At 43.6% G+C, this 16,767-nt stretch carries 14 protein-coding genes; 3 read left to right on the top strand and 11 right to left on the bottom strand.

Translation table 11 applies throughout. From position 1 onward, the window contains the following. Window positions 1-183: 183 nt before the first annotated feature. On the bottom strand, window positions 184-1,617 hold the full coding sequence (locus tag OCV30_RS09870; RefSeq protein ID WP_012604350.1) for a sodium-dependent transporter: 1,434 nt from the start codon (window positions 1,615-1,617) through the stop codon (window positions 184-186). A gap of 367 nt (window positions 1,618-1,984) precedes the next feature. On the opposite strand from OCV30_RS09870, the gene cls reads away from it, so the two are divergent. Together cls and OCV30_RS09880 are read left to right on the top strand one after the other, a co-directional pair. Then, the gene (gene cls, locus OCV30_RS09875) at window positions 1,985-3,439 is read left to right on the top strand and encodes a cardiolipin synthase (RefSeq protein ID WP_012604351.1); all 1,455 of its coding nucleotides are present in this window, start codon (window positions 1,985-1,987) and stop codon (window positions 3,437-3,439) included. 183 nt (window positions 3,440-3,622) lie between these two features. Then, window positions 3,623-4,807: a cystathionine beta-lyase gene (locus OCV30_RS09880; RefSeq protein ID WP_017104078.1), complete on the top strand. Its 1,185-nt coding sequence runs from the start codon at window positions 3,623-3,625 to the stop codon at window positions 4,805-4,807. A gap of 65 nt (window positions 4,808-4,872) precedes the next feature. Here the strand turns inward: OCV30_RS09880 and OCV30_RS09885 are convergent, their stop codons facing one another. The 10 genes from OCV30_RS09885 to pspA form a co-directional block, all read right to left on the bottom strand. Then, window positions 4,873-6,249 (bottom strand): IS4 family transposase, encoded by a 1,377-nt coding sequence (locus OCV30_RS09885; RefSeq protein ID WP_261879029.1) that lies wholly within the window; start codon window positions 6,247-6,249, stop codon window positions 4,873-4,875. Window positions 6,250-6,405: 156 nt separating this feature from the next. After that, window positions 6,406-6,879 carry a hypothetical protein gene (locus OCV30_RS09890; RefSeq protein WP_083994592.1) on the bottom strand — a complete coding sequence of 158 codons (474 nt, stop codon included), beginning with the start codon at window positions 6,877-6,879 and terminating at the stop codon, window positions 6,406-6,408. Continuing rightward, window positions 6,870-7,892, bottom strand: coding sequence for a winged helix-turn-helix domain-containing protein (locus OCV30_RS09895; protein WP_017100082.1), 1,023 nt, complete (start codon window positions 7,890-7,892; stop codon window positions 6,870-6,872). The genes OCV30_RS09890 and OCV30_RS09895 overlap by 10 nt, the downstream gene beginning before the upstream one ends. Window positions 7,893-8,001: 109 nt before the next feature. Beyond that, window positions 8,002-8,568 carry a DNA-3-methyladenine glycosylase I gene (locus OCV30_RS09900; RefSeq protein WP_009848770.1) on the bottom strand — a complete coding sequence of 189 codons (567 nt, stop codon included), beginning with the start codon at window positions 8,566-8,568 and terminating at the stop codon, window positions 8,002-8,004. 78 nt (window positions 8,569-8,646) lie between these two features. Continuing rightward, a complete protein-coding gene (locus tag OCV30_RS09905) occupies window positions 8,647-11,757 on the bottom strand; it encodes an efflux RND transporter permease subunit (protein WP_065678774.1) in 3,111 nt (1,036 codons plus the stop codon). Continuing rightward, window positions 11,750-12,835, bottom strand: a complete 1,086-nt coding sequence (locus tag OCV30_RS09910) for an efflux RND transporter periplasmic adaptor subunit (RefSeq protein ID WP_065678775.1) — start codon at window positions 12,833-12,835, stop codon at window positions 11,750-11,752. Before OCV30_RS09910 ends, OCV30_RS09905 begins: the two co-directional genes overlap by 8 nt. A gap of 1 nt (window position 12,836) precedes the next feature. After that, window positions 12,837-13,871, bottom strand: coding sequence for an efflux RND transporter periplasmic adaptor subunit (locus OCV30_RS09915; RefSeq protein WP_065678776.1), 1,035 nt, complete (start codon window positions 13,869-13,871; stop codon window positions 12,837-12,839). A gap of 157 nt (window positions 13,872-14,028) precedes the next feature. Further along, window positions 14,029-14,415, bottom strand: a complete 387-nt coding sequence (gene pspC / locus OCV30_RS09920; RefSeq protein WP_029405178.1) for an envelope stress response membrane protein PspC — start codon at window positions 14,413-14,415, stop codon at window positions 14,029-14,031. Next, window positions 14,408-14,641, bottom strand: coding sequence for an envelope stress response membrane protein PspB (pspB, locus tag OCV30_RS09925; protein WP_009848775.1), 234 nt, complete (start codon window positions 14,639-14,641; stop codon window positions 14,408-14,410). Before pspB ends, pspC begins: the two co-directional genes overlap by 8 nt. Before the next feature lie 15 nt (window positions 14,642-14,656). Next, window positions 14,657-15,328 (bottom strand): phage shock protein PspA, encoded by a 672-nt coding sequence (gene pspA, locus OCV30_RS09930; RefSeq protein ID WP_009848776.1) that lies wholly within the window; start codon window positions 15,326-15,328, stop codon window positions 14,657-14,659. A gap of 315 nt (window positions 15,329-15,643) precedes the next feature. On the opposite strand from pspA, the gene pspF reads away from it, so the two are divergent. Further along, a complete protein-coding gene (gene pspF / locus OCV30_RS09935; protein ID WP_065678777.1) occupies window positions 15,644-16,666 on the top strand; it encodes a phage shock protein operon transcriptional activator in 1,023 nt (340 codons plus the stop codon). The last annotated feature ends 101 nt before the right edge of the window (window positions 16,667-16,767 follow it).

Raw genomic sequence — 16,767 nt, forward strand, 5'->3', positions numbered from 1 at the left:
CCTACCTAAAAATAAATACAGGCCGATATAGCCTAACCGAAAGATATATCGGCCACCACACGGATAACTTTAGGGGACGATGTTTTTATTTCTCGAAAAATAATAAGTACGTCGAATAAAAAACGGGAGCCAATGGCTCCCGCTTATCAATTAACTTTAGTTTGCGATTAGAGTTTCTAAGAATTATAGCTTCTTAGAAATAAGCGCAGAGCCGGCAATGATACCAATACCTAGTAGCATGATTGCACCTTTACCGCTGTCGAAGCCAGAAGAGATGCCCATGAACGCTACGATAGCGATAGCTACTGGGATGATGTACTTAACGAGTGTGTACCATAGACCGAATAGAGGGAAAGATACTTCACCGTCGTTAGTGATTTCTTTCTCTAGGTCAGCACGGTTTAGTCTCCAACCAGCGAAGATACATACCAACATACCGCCAACTGCTAGGAAGATCTTATCCGTTAGTAGGTCGAAGATATCGAATGCACCAGTACCAAACAGTGTTGGACCAAAGCCACCAAGAGATAGAGAAGCGAAGATACATAGAATCGCCATTACGACACTTGCAGACAGTACAGCTGTTACACGCTTCATGCCTTTCTCATCGATTAGGTACGAAACAACAACTTCAAGTAGAGATACTGAAGAAGTCAGTGCCGCAACACTTAGACCAACGAAGAACATAAGAGCAAATAGAAGACCAACTACGCCGCCCATTTCAGCGAATAGCTGAGGAACAACAACGAATACTAGACCAGGACCTGCTGCAGGTTCCATACCGAATGCGAACATTGCAGGGAACATTGCAACACCAGCTAGGATAGCAACGCCTGTATCCATCGCCGTAACCATAGCTGTAGTTTGAACTAGGTTCTCTTTCTTCTTAAGGTAAGAACCGTAAGTCAACATACAACCCATACCAAGAGATAGTGAGAAGAATGCTTGACCCAGTGCAGCTAGGATTACACCGCTGTCTACTTTAGAGAAGTCAGGGCTGAATAGGAATTCAAGACCAGCCATCGCGCCCGGAAGCATTAGGCCTTTGATTGATACCACGATAAGGATGATGAAAAGAAGCGGCATCAGAATCTTACCCGCTTTCTCAATACCGCCAGAAATACCCTTCATAACGATGACAACGTTAAGTAGTAAGTATAGGCCCATCCACATTAGTGGCTGAACTGGGTTTGAGATAAAGCCACCAAAGCTGTCGCCAATTGCTTCAGGTGCATCTAGTAGACCACCAGCAATTTTACCGATGTATGCGATAGACCAGCCACCTACTACAGGGTAGAAACCCATGATAAGTAAACCACTGACTACGCCAATAACACCAGCGAACGTCCAGCGACGGTCAGTTGATTTAAATGCACCCACTGCTGATTTTTGCGTATGACGGCCAATCGCAAATTCAGTCAGCATCACACTGAAACCGATGAAGATTACAAAAAACAGATAAATTGCAACGAATGCACCGCCGCCACTTTCACCTGCTGTGTATGGGAATTTCCAGATGTTACCTAAGCCAACAGCAGAACCTGCTGCAGCCATTACGAATCCTAATTTCGAACCCCAGGTATCGCGGGGTGTAGTGGTTGTATTACTAGTAGCCACGTTTACTCCAAACTTTTGTGTTATGTGATGTTGTATTTTGCTTTGTGTGGCGTCATTAAAAGATAAGGTGTATACAATAATTTACACCATTAAAAGATTTGATTGACGCTCGTTATCTAGCAAGTAAACCAGTTTAAGAATACAATTGGAAGCCCGAACCGTATATATTTCGTTATCAATGTAAATCTTTATGGTTAAATGCCGATTTTTCATACAAAACAATTGCATTCGTCTTAAGTTAACTAAAACTTAACAACTTTAACCTGTTTACAGCTTTTGCTCTATTTTGTAAATAGTTGATTCCTTAAATTCCCATATCCGTAAAATAGCATTACTATCTAAGTGTCTCTTTTTTCGAGTATTCAATGTGGAAAAGCTCTACCATTTTTTAACTTTAGCTTCTGTCGCTTTATACTGGGTCCTTGTCGCCGGTGTGACTTTTCGTGTCGTACTAAAACGACGCTCTGTCAGCGTTTCTCTCGCATGGTTGATGGTTATCTACATTATCCCTATTGTTGGCGTCGCTTGTTACTTCCTTTTCGGAGAGCTAAATCTCGGTAGAAAGAGGGCTGAGCGTGCACATCGCATGTTTACGCCTTTTGGTGATTGGTTCCGCCAATTAAATGATTGCCAAGTCCACCTTCCAGGTAAAGTCGGCTCTCCTATCCACAAAATTGATGAGCTTTGTAACAATCGGATGGGCATTCCAGCTCTCAGCGGAAACACACTTTCACTGCAAGCTTCTCCTAATGAAATCCTACACGCAATTATCGAAGATATAGAAAACGCCCAGACTAGTATCAAAATGGTTTTCTATATTTGGCACCCCGGCGGCTTAACTGATTCCGTTGCTTCCGCACTTATTCGAGCTGCAAAACGTGGTGTCGATGTTAAAGTTTTACTCGATTCTGCAGGTAGCCCGCGTTTTTTCAAAAGTCACTGGCGTTCAATGATGAAAGACGCTGGCGTTCACGTTGTCCAAGCATTAGAGGTTAGTCCTTGGCGTATTTTCTTACGCCGTTTAGATCTAAGGCAGCACCGGAAGATCATCGTGATTGATGAGTCCATCGCCTATACCGGGTCAATGAATATGGTAGATCCAGCTCATTTCAAACAGAGCTCAGGGGTCGGCCAATGGATTGATGTCATGGTTCGCGTCACTGGGCCAACCGTTAACGTGTTGTCAGCAATTCATGGTTGGGATTGGGAAGTGGAAACCGGTGAACGCATTCTTCCTGATTTACCAGAGTGCCCGGTTGAAGAAATAATGACGCATCATCCAGTTCAAGTAGTGCCATCTGGGCCGGGCATGCCGGAGTATTTGATTCTGCAAGTTCTTACTATTGCGATTAATCAAGCAAACCATTCAGTTCGTATTACAACACCCTACTTTGTACCGAGTGCCGACTTATTAGAAACACTCAAAATGACGGCACAACGTGGTGTCAGCGTAGAATTAATCATTCCACATAACAACGATTCATTAATGGTTAAATGGGCTTCTCGCGCCTTCTATACCGAACTGCTTGAAGCCGGAGTGAAGATATATGAGTTTTACGGCGGGCTTCTTCACACCAAATCGGTAGTGATTGATGAAGAGTTTTGCTTAATCGGAACGGTCAATATCGACATGCGCAGCCTATGGCTTAACTTCGAAGTAACGCTAGCCGTTGATGATGTGCACTTCACCAAGCAACTGTTTGATTTGCAGCAATCCTATATTGAATCATCTCATCCAGTGGAATTGGAGCAATGGGAGCAGAGAAACCTACGCAACCGCTTCTTCGAAAGGTTGTTTTACTTATTCAACCCGCTGCTTTAATTCCATCAATGCGTCCACCGCGGCTCATCACTCGCCGACTATCGGATTTTAAACCTTTCACGATAAACGACGTGGAAGGTTAAAAAGCGAAAGAAAAGCGCAAAAACTCCCGCTCTGCTCTTGCTTTGAAGGCTATTGGCATGTTTTAAATAGGACATAACCGATTGATAAGGAATTCACAGCATGTCCGAGAACAAAACCACTAAACTGATCACTGCAGGTCGTGATAAGAAGTGGACTAATGGTGTCGTTAACCCACCAGTACAACGCGCTTCAACTGTCGTGTTCAACACAGTAGAAGAGAAACGCAAAGCGACCATTAACCGCGCTAACAAGACACTTTTCTACGGACGCCGTGGCACCACGACTCATTTCGCATTTCAAGATGCAATGGTTGAAGTTGAAGGTGGTGCAGGTTGCGCACTTTACCCTTGTGGTACGGCAGCCATCTCTAATGCCATCCTCTCTTTTGTTGAAACAGGTGACCATATTCTGATGGTCGATACCTGTTATGAACCCACTCGTGATTTCTGTGACACCATAATGAAAAAGATGGGTGTAGAGACCACTTACTACGAGCCAACGATCGGTGAAGGTATCCAAGACCTTATTAAGCCAAATACTAAGGTTCTATTTACTGAATCTCCGGGTTCAGTCACCATGGAAGTTCAAGACATCCCAACACTCGCACGTATTGCCCATGAACATGACATCATTGTAATGCTCGATAACACGTGGGCGGCTGGTGTTAACTTCTCACCGTTCGATTTTGGCGTCGACATCTCAATTCAAGCGGCGACTAAATACATTGTTGGTCACTCTGATGTGATGCTAGGAACGGCGGTAGCCAACGAAAAATGTTGGGATCAACTGAGAGAGCAGAGTTACTTGATGGGACAGTGCGTATCTCCAGATGACGCTTATCTTGGTCTTCGCGGTATTCGCACTCTTGACGTTCGACTTCGCCAACATGCTGAAAGCAGCCTAAAAGTAGCAAAGTGGTTAGAAACACGCCCTGAGGTTGACCATGTTCGTCACCCTGCCCTTGAGTCTTGTCCCGGTCATGAATTCTTCAAACGAGACTTCACTGGCGGTAATGGTTTGTTCTCTTTCGTTCTTAAGAACTCAAACACAAAAGCAACGACTGCTCTGCTTGATGGTATGACGCACTTTAGTATGGGTTACTCATGGGGTGGATTTGAAAGTTTGATTCTAGCGAACGAACCGAGCAGCTTTAATAGCTTGAGAACGGTAGCGAACCCTAACTTCGAAGGAACCTTGATACGCGTTCATATCGGCTTAGAAGACGTCGATGACCTGATTGCGGATCTAGAAGCTGGACTAGATCGTTACAACGCTCTGGTTTAAGTAAAACAATAAACAAGTTTCCACAAAAAGGCAGGGACAACCCTGTCTCTTGATCACAAGTCTGGTTAATCAAGAGACTTAGCGAGTTCATACCCTTCAAGGATGGTTTGTAACCTAAGCCATCCTTGCCATAACGCCTTTATAGAAGCGCGACCTGTTCGCTTGGTATTCTTCCAGCCACCTAACCGAGCAATACCGTTGTAAGCCCATGATATATTAGGCGCTTCTTTCGGTAGTTTTTTGCTCTCCAACTTGAGCCACATTAACTTCCACGCTTTGCCTTTTAATACCTGCTCACAACTGGTCTTAGATAACTCGTCTGATTCATTCATAAACCTCAATTGGAGTAACCGAGTCGCGATAAAAGCCAAAACGACGCTGAGCCTTTCTAAGTTATCCTTACTTTGCATTCTCAGTTGCTCAACTTCAGTCCCTTCACTTTTCCAGACTTTATGAAAATCTTCTATTAGCCAGCGCCGCTCATAATAACTGACGATTTTGAGTGCCTCTTCCTTGCTCGTTATCGGCTCTGAAGTCAGTAAGTGCCATGCGAGCTTATTACCACTCTCTCCTTGTTCTATACATCCCACGTAGTAAAGCGGAATGTTATCGAACTCTTTCTTGTTAGCAGGAGACTTGAGTGTCACGGGGGCATATTTGATATCTAAATGAGCCTTGCGAGCTTTACGACCGCCTTTTTGCGGTATTTCGAGCACTTTCTCTCCGGCTGATAACAGGGTAGAGGCATAGCTATAAAGACGATTATCATGCTCTTCAATACAGCGGCTTTGCATTGAGCGAACGAGGAACCTTTGTTGTTGCTCTCGCTTGTAAGTGAGGTATTCAAATAGGTCGGCTTCTCTATCGCACACAGAAATGACATCCGAAATTTTATCGCCAAGTCGCTCAGCGACATGGCGAGAGGCTTGTTCCCACTTATAACTTTCTTTCTCTTTGTATGGTCGAGTCGCATGCTGGTGCCTTTGACCTCGCTTTTCTATATCACGAGTCCAGCGCTGTTGTTCAATTAAACCAATAACAGATTGAGTGTCGGGAGCAAAAAGTAAGGTTGAGTGTACGAACATGGCGCGATGTCGATTGCCTTGATTGGAGTGCCCGAGTTCATCTCGAATGCTGCGATGGGAGTAACTGAGAGAAGTGGTGTCTTCTAAGGCAAGAAGTGTCTGTTGCTCTAATGCTTCTTGTGCAGTGACATAAAAACCCGCCTCTGCGATATCTTCTGCTTTGATTTGCTCATTACGGATGAAGCGATAAGCCCCTTCCATTTCAGCAGGGGAGATAATGAGTTTCGAGACGGGTACGCCAGGTTGCTCGGCCAGTGAGGCTGCGAGAGCAACGAGTCTTTGAGTGCGTCTAGGGTCATTAAGGTGGGCTTGACCGAACTGTTTTTGTGCCCAAAGGGTTGGCTCTATATAGGTCATGATAATCATCCTTGTCATTGCTTAGATGATCAGATCATGAAACCTAAAAATAGTTCAAAAAAAATCCCCAAGCGTGGCTTAGGGATTTGTGTATAAGAGACAGGGGACAACCTGCCTTTTTTAGTTCGGTAAGCTCTTGGTGTAGAAGTTATATAACTACTTCTGGACCTTAAAACATACCCAATTAAAAATTTCGAAACGATTCTTATTAAATAAATAGAGTGAGTCATCGGTGACAACAACTGAGTAATCAATATTCAGCCCCTTATACGAGCTATACTCTCGATTAATAACAGGATCATCAGTTTCAGTTGTCGGCGAATAATCAATGATAGAGATAGACAACTCGCCATCTTCTAACGAATAACGACCTGAGGAGTGGTGCTCCAATTTACTCACCTGACCATCCTTCCTTTCAATCTTTACCGCCTCTGTAATCATAAACGTATTGTCTGATTGGAAGGTAAAAGTCATACGTTCATACAACGATTGATAAGATTGAAATGCCTGCGTCATAAAGCCTGTTTTGATGGTTTTACAGTGCCAACGAGTGCCCGCTAATACGTTTCTATCAATCATGAAACTTGCAGCTGTGAGTGCTAATACCAATAGCAAACCAATTATTCGCAAAAGTAACTCCTTTGAGCCATGTAATTCACAAACGAATCAAAAGATGACTCAACTTCAAAAATAGATGACAAGTAATTAAGAGCTTCGCCATCCTTTCTCTCAATTAGCATATACAAAGCATCATTTTCAGGTTGGTTGACAGATGGATAAATGCGAACAAAAACATCAACATTACAGTGGCTAGGTATAACTTGTATCAGTCTCTCAGTGATCGCAGGCAACGAGTAGGCTTCATTGCGAACAATATGGAAAAAGTAGTGATTAGTTTCATCTACGAAGCTGTCGTGATACTCATTTTTATCAACAAAGTATGGCAATGGCTGATAGTAAGCCTGAAATATATTAAACAAAGAGATCAACACACAGGTAAAGGCTAAAAAGTAGCCCACGCAGGCTAAATGACGATGAACAAAAAGCTTAAAGCTAGGTGGTACCGCGTTGACTGAACCTCTCGGGCTAACTGTGGACAATGGCATTTCCATGTCGCCTTCAACGCTTTGTGTTACTGATGCAGGCATAACATGAGCCTGCTCATCTTGCGGCTTTTTCTCAGGTGACTCTCCTGAGGTTTGTGTTTGATTTGTCGTTATTGATGATGGGTTAAGTTCGGCTTGCGATAATCCTATCGTTTGAGGAGACTCTGATACTAAATCCGCCTCAGGGACTGTCGCTTTAGGCTCTGTATTTTGAGGTTGAGATGATTCCTCTATCTCCAGAGAATACCCCATTTTACTGACGGTACGAATCGTGGCGCAACCACAAGTCACTCTGTTCAGTGTTTTTCTAAGCTTAGATATCACGTTGGTCAACGCTTGCTCAGAGACAATCACATCCCCCCAACATCTATCAAAGATCAGGCCTCGCTCAATGCATTCGCCTGTATTTTCAAGCAAGAATAGGAACACTTTACCTTCTAGCGGCGCGATAGTTTCTACGTGGCCATCCTCACGCATAAACTGCCTAAGCAAGGGATCATAGTTAGCATCACATATTTGGTAGTTTTGTTGATTCACTATCGTTGTCTACATTTGAATTTGGTCGCATATAATATTGAAAAGTTTATAAATGACCAGTGAATTTTTCAATTTACACACAATTATTTCGCGTCGAGAAATAACACCTTTATTTATGTGGGCAACCTTCTAAATGGTCATTAACCATACCTGTCGCTTGCATTAACGCGTAACAGATTGTTTCCCCAACAAACTTAAAGCCTCTCTTCTTCAAAAACTTACTCATCGCTTTGGATTGCTCGGTAGAAGCGGGAACTTGAGTCATCTCAATCCAGTGGTTTTCGATCACCTTGTTATCGACAAATTGCCATAAGGCGTTTGAAAGAGAACCAAACTCTTTCTGCAGTTCAAGCGTTGCTCGAGCGTTGTTATACACAGAGGCAATCTTGCCTTTATGCTTAACCACATCAAAGTTCTCTATGACGTGTGGCACATTGTCTTCATTCAATTCGGCTAACTTGTTTAGATCGTAATTATCAAAGGCAGCACGATAGCCTTCGCGCTTTTTAAGGATCGTAATCCAGCTAAGGCCTGCTTGTGCCCCTTCTAAGGTAATGAACTCAAACAAAACTTGGTCATCATAAACCGGTACGCCCCACTCTGCGTCGTGGTACTCCCTTTCCAGTTCGTGCTTCAGTGCCCATGCACACGTTCTACCTTCAGTGTTTGTTTCCATGTTATTGCTACCTATTTTAAATCACTCAGAAATGATAATGCCCCTAAACAGGGGCATTAATTCAAAGACTCACTCGTCTTACGAGACTTCAATTTTATGGAATAGACGATACAGCACAGGTACCACGATTAGCGTCAGTACGGTGGCGAAGCCTAAACCAAACATGATGGTTACCGCCATTGGCTTGAAGAAGATATCCGGTAACAATGGAATCATACCGAGAATCGTTGTGATAGCCGCCATACATACAGGACGTACACGACTCAATGCCGCATCAACAACCGCTATATATGGGTCTTTACCTGACTTCATCTCAATCTCAATTTGATCAAGCAATACGATACCGTTCTTCAGAAGCATTCCAGACAAACTCAAGAAGCCCAGAAGCGCCATAAAACCGAACGGTGTATTCAAGGCTAGCAAGCCTGTCGTTACCCCTATCAAGGCGAGTGGTACCGTTAACCAAACAATCAGAGGCTCTTTCACCGAATTAAACAAGAACACCGTGATTAAGAACATGAACAAGTAGCCTAACGGCATAGTTGTGAACAGTGACGCTTGAGCGTCAGCTGACGACTCGTATTCACCACCCCATTCCAATGAATAACCCGGTGGCATCTCAATCGCTTCTATTTGTGGCTGTAAGCGTTTCTGTAAAGTTGATGCTGTCTCTTCACCCAGTAGGTCAGGATCCGCCATTACCGTCAGCATACGCTTACGGTTCTTACGGATGATCAGTGGATCTTCCCATTCCAATTCGTAGCCTAGTGTTACTTGTTGTAGTGGGATGTATTCACTTAATGCCGGGCTCCAAATCTTCATACCTTCGATGTTGCGAATATCAATTCGCTCATCTTCAGGTAAACGAGCCACAATAGGCATCAGCGTAGTACCATCACGATACACACCAATCGACTTACCAGAGAAAGACATCGCTAGGAAATCATCAACGTCAGATTTGGTAATACCATAACGACGCGCTTGGCTTTCGTTGAACTGAGGTTCCAGTACCTTAGTTCTTTCACGCCAATCGTGACGAACGTTAAACGACCCATTGTCAGCACGCATGATGTCCATAACTTGAGCTGCGATTGAACGTAAAACCGTTGGATCAGAACCCACAATTCGCGCTTCAATTTTAGCACCGCCACCAGGACCTAATTCGATCTGCTTAAGTTTGTAATTAATTTCAGGGAACTGGCCGTTTACATGCTCACGAAAGCGCAACATCAAACCTTCAAGTACTTCATAACTCTTCACACGAACCGTTATCTCACCGTATGCGCTATAACTTTTCTCTGGCGCATAAGTCAGCATGAAACGTTGTAGGCCTTTACCTGCCGTTGTCGTGATGTGCTCAACTTCGTCCTGCTCTGCTAACCAACCTTCAAGCACTTTAAGCTTAGTGTTGGTCGCACGAATATCGGTACCTTCCGGCATCCAAACATCCACTTGGAACATTGGCGTAGTCGAAGATGGGAAGAAGGCTTGTTTTACAAAACCAAAGCCGTAAACACTCGCACCCAAACCAATAATCAGAACGAACATCGTGAGCCACGCACGCTTCATACAGAACTCAAGGAAGTTTTTATAGATAACAAAAACCATCCCGTTGTATGGGTCTTTACCTTCACTATCTGGATCGACTTTCTGGCCTTTGAAGAACATATCGGCAAAGAATGGCGTGAGTGAGATGGCCGTAAACCAACTCAGCATCAAGGAGATAAGTAGAACCGTGAACAAGGTGCCACAATATTCGCCCGTTGAGTCTTCAGACAAACCGATTGGGGCAAAAGCGGTGACCGCAATAACCGTTGCACCAAGCAGTGGCCATTTGGTTTGGGTCACAATATCTGTAGCGGCCTGCATTCGGGTTCGCCCCTTCTGCGTGCCGATCAATATCCCTTCCACCACCACAATGGCATTATCCACCAGCATCCCCAGAGCGATAACCAACGCGCCCAATGAAATACGTTGAAGGTCGATCTTGAAGTACTGCATGAAAATGAAGGTACCGAATACGGTCAACAGCAGTATCAAACCAATCAACAGGCCAGAGCGTAGCCCCATAAAGAACAGTAACACTACGATTACGATCGCAACTGCCTGCCCTAAACTCACCACGAACCCGCTTACCGACTTATCAACTTCTTTGGGTTGGTTATAAACCTCAGATATGTCAATACCTACGGGCTGTTGGTATTTCAGCTCGGCGAGCCTTCGGTCAAAGGCTTCACCCACTGCGACCACGTTCACGCCTTGTGCAAAAGAAACACCAAGGTTAAGTGCGAGCTTCCCGTTATAGCCAATGATGTTAGTAGGCACTTCAACATAACCACGAGTTACATTCGCCACATCTTTTAGATAGATAAGCCCTTGAGCACCACCTTCCGTAAGAATCAAATCACCGAGCTGTTCAACATTCTGGAACTCTCCGGTTGGATGGATTCGAATGTACTCATCACCAATCCTGACAGCACCTGCACTTGAAACAATATTCTGAGTGGATAAAAGGTTAAATACAGTATTTGGAGACAAACCCAGAGAGCTGATCCGTTTCATCGATATCTCAATGAACACTTGCTCTTGCTGTTGGCCGGATACCGAGACTTTACTGACCCCATCAACAAGTTCTAGCTCTCGCCTTAAATAGTCAATGTAATCCAATAGTTCTTTATAACTGTAGCCATCGCCAGTAACAGCAAGCAAAATACCGTAAACATCACCAAAGTCGTCTATGACTTGAGGGGCATTTACCCCAGGTGGCAGTTGACCTTTCAAATCATTCACTTTTCGACGAAGTTCATCCCAAATTTGTGGAAGATCATCAGGCCCGTAATTATTCTTCATCGTTACCGTAACCTGAGACAGGCCACGACTAGAGATAGAGTTAACTTCATCAACATAGGTAAGCTGTTGAATCGCTTTCTCTAATGGGTAAGTCACTTCCTCTTCCACTTGCTGAGGCGTCGCTCCCGGATAAGAGGTTACTACCATGGCATCTTTGATGGTAAAGGCAGGATCTTCTAAACGGCCCAAACCAAAGAATGCAGACACACCACCAATAAGAAAGATCAGTGATAGCATCCAGCTAATGACCTTATTTCGTATAAAATAAGCCGCCACTCCAGTGATTTGCTCATCACCCTGTTGATCGTCACTTTGGGGCTTGTTATTGACTTCACTCATTGTTCGTCTCCTGAGACAATACTTCCACTGTCATCCCATCTCGCAATCGCGATACGCCTGCAACAACGACATGCTGCCCCATTTCTAATCCTTTAATTATCTGCAATGTTTTCTGATTCGCTTTGCCTAATACGACTTGCTGTTTAGATACTGTATTGTCGCCATTAAGAATCCACACGTAAGAGTTTTGACGAGTTAACTCATCCCCATCGGCATTGAACACAGCCTCAATAGGAATAAGTACACCGGCTTTTAATTTCAACCCGATATCACGCCCATTTGACGTGACCTCAACGGCCATACCGTCAAGAATCAAATCACCTTCTGGCATAGGCAAAGCAAGCGTGACGGTAAATGTACCTGTGTTTGGATCGGGTTCAGTCGTAAACTCTTTTATCCCCGCACTGTATTCATTCCCACTTGGAACTCTAACTACTGCCTCAATATTCGAGATAGTCGCTTCATTTGGTTGATTTACATAGATTTGGTCAGGCAATTGGATAACAACTTCAACATCCTCAACACTGTGAATATTCACAATCTGTTGGCCAACCTGAATATTTTCGTATTGATCAACACTGACACGAGAGATAATTCCATCAACCGGTGCGCGAAGCTTAGTAAATGACAAACGCAGTTTTGCCAATTCTAACTCGGCATAAGCAATCTGGCGTTGAGCGGCAATTTCATCGAATTGCGACTTAGCCAATAAGCCTTTTTTCACTAGCGGACTCGAACGTCGGTATTGACTGTTAATTACCGTGTAACGCGCTTGAGCATTGTCCACATCCAATTGATAATCGGTTGGGTCAAGCTCGGCAATGATGTTCCCTTTGGAAACACGTTCACCTTCTTTCACATCAAGTTTAAAAATCTCACCAGCGACACGGAAACTTAGGTGCGCTTTCTCAGCTGCATTAGCCACTGCTGGAAAATAGAGTTTATCGTTAAAGTCTAAGACGGAGATTTCAATGGCTTTAACAAGAGGAAGCTTTTCGACTTCAGTGACACCTTTGTCTTTACAGGCTGTCAACAACGCCAAACATGATAGGCCAATGGCTTTTGATATTGTCTTCATGTTAGAGCCCCCTTTCCTTGATCCACTCACGAACTTTGACGCCAGTTTCTAATCCATTAACGCCCGAGGTCACAACGCGATCTCCGTCGTTAAGACCCGAAATAATATGACGTTTTTCATCAATGACTATCGCGACTTCTTCGACGATACCATCACTGTTTACGCGCCATACTGAGACATCATCTCCATTGGTCATCATTGCTGAGGTTGGAATTTTTGTCGCCGCTGCTTGTGAAGAAACAAGGTTAACCGTGCCAGACATACCCGGCAGGATGCCAATATCAGTCGGTCTCTCCATTACCATGGTGACCTTATATGAACCGGTTTTTGGATCGGCTTCGGTATCGACTTCTTGAAAGGTGAGGACATAAGAATGTTCAGGGAAGGCATCGAATACCATAGTTGCGTCTGTCTCAAACCCTGCAGAAAAGCGTGCAATTAATTGATCAGGCAATAAGAAGACAACTTTGAGGATCTGATTCGTTTGGATATTCATTACACCTTGCTTAGCCGCGATGTATTCGTGGTTTTCAGCAGGAATAATAGAAATAGTACCATCATAAGGCGCAACGAGTGTGGTGTAGCGAAGATTAGCTTTTGCTTGATTTAAAACCGCTCTTGCAGAGTTATGATTTGCTTTCGCTTGGTCAAAATCTTGCTCAGAAACCACTCTATCCTTACGTAGCTTGATGGAACGTTGGTATTGCACATCGGCAAGTTTGAAGTTAGCTCTTGCCTGCTTTTCTAGCAACTGATACTCATCAGGATTAAGCGTTGCCAATGCATCACCTTTGGAGACCTGTTGCCCCGCAGTGACATCGATCGTTTTTAGTAAACCGGGGACTCGAAATGCCAATACGGCTTTATCGCCCGCTTCAGTAGTCGCAGGAAAATTTCGTTCGAAGGCATTGTTACCGACCGAGACGGTGAAGAGTTTGGCTGGTCGTGATTCGGGTTCTGGAACCGGAGGGAGCTCTTTACCACACCCAGATAACCCGGATAAGGTCACCAATAGGACTAGGGAGGCTTTGTACATTGCGATCATCCATATCTATAAATATTTTATTAACATAGATTAATCACATGTAACTTACCAGTTATCGTAAGATTTATTTAGACAAAATTATTAAAAAAAATAACGGCTTGGGATAAATTTTCCTAAACCGTTATCTAATCTTTTTGAGGCTTGACCACTACATGTTCTTAAATGCACGGTCGACTTTAAAAGTGTCCGAAGTCACATAAGCTTCCATATTGCGTACACTGGTCTCTAACTTCTGGAAATCACCCTCTAAAGTGCCCAACAAAGACTCTGCTGTTTGCCCTTTTTCCCAGGGTTTTTGCTTGAGTGTGTGCTCTTGTTTTGCTTTCATCTGATCGACATATTGAGGTGGTTGTTTTTCCAGCATAAATGTCAAAGCTAAATACGCTAATAACACCAAAAAGCTACCACCTAGTAGTGCGGCTGAGATCACTAAGATACGAACCAACCAAACTTCAAGGCCAAAATAGTTCGCTAATCCGGCACACACGCCAGACAATTTACCGTTAATCGGATCGCGATACAGTTCTCTACTCATAGTTTCGTCTCCAGTTAGGTGACTCCGCATCCAGTATTTTTTCTAACGTTTTCACTCGGTCTTGCATCGACTCAGCTTGCTCAGAAAGCTTATGCAGACGCTGAAGATCCGTTTCTGAAAGACCATTGCTGGATTTCTTCTTGCTGCGGTAGTGTAAGAATAACCATAGCGGAGCCACGAAGATCAAAAATACAATCAGTGGACCTGCAATTAGAAATGTTGACATAGACAACTCCTAAAATTATTTATCGCGGTTTTCAACTTGTTGCTTCAGTTTCGCCAGCTCTTTTTCAATCTCATCTTGAGCTTGTAGCTCTGCAAACTCTTGGTCTAAAGATTTTGCGTTACCGGTTTTTGCGTAAACGTCAGCTTCAGCTTCTAATTCATCCACTTTACGTGAGAATTGCTCAAACTTCGCCATTGCTTCGTTGGTTTTGCTTGAATGCAGATGTTTTTGAACATCACGACGATTGCTCGCCGCATTATTACGAATCATTAATGCTTGTTGCTTTGCGCGAGTTTCTGCAATTTTAGTTTCAAGCTTGCCGATCTCACTGGTTAGCTTTTCGATGGTTTCATGAACCAAAGTTTGCTCGGTATGAAGGCCCTTGATGATATCTTCAAGTTTTTGCTTTTCGATGAGTGCCGCTCTAGCCAGATCTTCACGTTGTTTAGTCAGGGCTAGTGTCGCTTTATTCTGCCAATCTAGAATCTGAGTTTCGATAGCTTCAACTTTACGTGCTAGCTCTTTCTTGTCTGCAATAGCTTTTGCTGAGTTAGTACGAACCTCAACCAGCGTGTCTTCCATTTCTTGAATAATGAGGCGAATCATCTTTTCAGGATCTTCAGCCTTATCTAATAGTGCACTGATGTTTGAATTTACAATGTCTGCAAAGCGAGAAAAAATACCCATAAGAAACTCCTTAATTGCAATAATGGCAAATAGGTTTTAAATCGTTTTCGATTTCTCAATCCACTTGCTCAAAAATCTACGTCTGTTGTTAAACCTACCATAAGTAATCCAAGTAGCGTGCCAACTTTTAAGCCATTGTTTATCAAACACTTACAATAAAATGGTGATTAACCCGAACCATGCTATGATGAATTTAGCCAAGTATTGGTATTTTTCACCACTACAGCTTTGTGACTAATGCTATTTACATCAAGTGATGTAAATAAAGCTCTCTATATCATGCCCATTGGAAATCAGACCATACAAGGACCCATTATGCAGCAGAATCTCATTGGTGAATCCCCTAGTTTTCTCTCTGTTTTGGATAAAGTGTCTCAACTCGCACCAATCGAAAGACCGATTCTGATCATCGGGGAGCGTGGTACAGGTAAAGAATTAATCGCTCAAAGGCTGCATTACCTTTCAAGGCGCTGGGACCAGCCATTGATCTCACTGAACTGCTCAACCCTTAGCGAAGGGTTGATTGATTCAGAGTTATTTGGTCATGAATCAGGTTCTTTTACCGGTTCAAAAGGTCGTCATCAAGGTCGTTTTGAAAGGGCTGAAGGTGGCACTCTGTTCTTAGATGAACTAGCGACCACCCCCCTTGCCGTTCAAGAGAAGCTATTGCGTGTTATTGAATACGGGCAATATGAGCGTGTCGGCGGACAAAAGGCGCTAAGTGCCAATGTAAGACTGGTGTGTGCGACCAATGCTGACTTACCAGACATGGCGTTAAAAGGCGAATTCAGACCCGATTTGCTAGATAGACTGGCGTTTGATGTCATTACTATCCCACCTCTTCGCGAACGAAAAGAAGACATCACGCTGCTAGCAGAATACTACGCCATTAAGATGTGTCGAGAATTAGAATTGGAGCTGTTTGTCGGTTTTGCGCCATCTGCTGTTGAGGCACTATTGGATTATTCTTGGCCGGGAAATGTGAGAGAACTCAAAAACGTCGTTGAACGAGCTATCTACCAGCACGGTAAAGATCCATATCCTATTGAATCTTTGGTATTTAACCCCTTTAAGCCAACATGGAAAATAGATCAAGATTCCACGCACGAAACTGGCAATGATCCGTCCAACAGCCATACTCCATTAGAGCACTCATTTTCTTTGCCGCTTGATTACAAAGCATGGCAAGAACAGCAAGACATTAAATTACTCAATCAAGCTCTAAAACAGAGCAAGTACAACCAGAAACAAGCAGCAGAATTACTTGGGTTAACCTACAACCAATTACGTGGAATGGTGAGGAAGTACGCGATTGTAGGACAAGCGAACGATAAATAGCTGTCCACACTTGATTATTATTTGGAGCCGAATAAATAAAATGTTAAATTGTCGGGATCTTGAGGCTCCTCTAACGCCTCGTTTCGAAAAGTATTTCTTTT

It is taken from the genome of Vibrio atlanticus, assembly GCF_024347315.1.
Classification (GTDB): Bacteria; Pseudomonadota; Gammaproteobacteria; order Enterobacterales; family Vibrionaceae; genus Vibrio; species Vibrio atlanticus.

Coding starts and splice junctions, on each gene's coding strand:
- OCV30_RS09900 (WP_009848770.1), bottom strand. CDS start 8,568: ATGGAAACAAACACTGAAGGTAGAACGTGTGCATGGGCACTGAAGCAC.
- pspA (WP_009848776.1), bottom strand. CDS start 15,328: ATGGGTATTTTTTCTCGCTTTGCAGACATTGTAAATTCAAACATCAGT.
- pspB (WP_009848775.1), bottom strand. CDS start 14,641: ATGTCAACATTTCTAATTGCAGGTCCACTGATTGTATTTTTGATCTTC.
- pspC (WP_029405178.1), bottom strand. CDS start 14,415: ATGAGTAGAGAACTGTATCGCGATCCGATTAACGGTAAATTGTCTGGC.
- pspF (WP_065678777.1), top strand. CDS start 15,644: ATGCAGCAGAATCTCATTGGTGAATCCCCTAGTTTTCTCTCTGTTTTG.
- OCV30_RS09905 (WP_065678774.1), bottom strand. CDS start 11,757: ATGAGTGAAGTCAATAACAAGCCCCAAAGTGACGATCAACAGGGTGAT.
- OCV30_RS09910 (WP_065678775.1), bottom strand. CDS start 12,835: ATGAAGACAATATCAAAAGCCATTGGCCTATCATGTTTGGCGTTGTTG.
- OCV30_RS09915 (WP_065678776.1), bottom strand. CDS start 13,871: ATGTACAAAGCCTCCCTAGTCCTATTGGTGACCTTATCCGGGTTATCT.
- OCV30_RS09885 (WP_261879029.1), bottom strand. CDS start 6,249: ATGACCTATATAGAGCCAACCCTTTGGGCACAAAAACAGTTCGGTCAA.
- OCV30_RS09880 (WP_017104078.1), top strand. CDS start 3,623: ATGTCCGAGAACAAAACCACTAAACTGATCACTGCAGGTCGTGATAAG.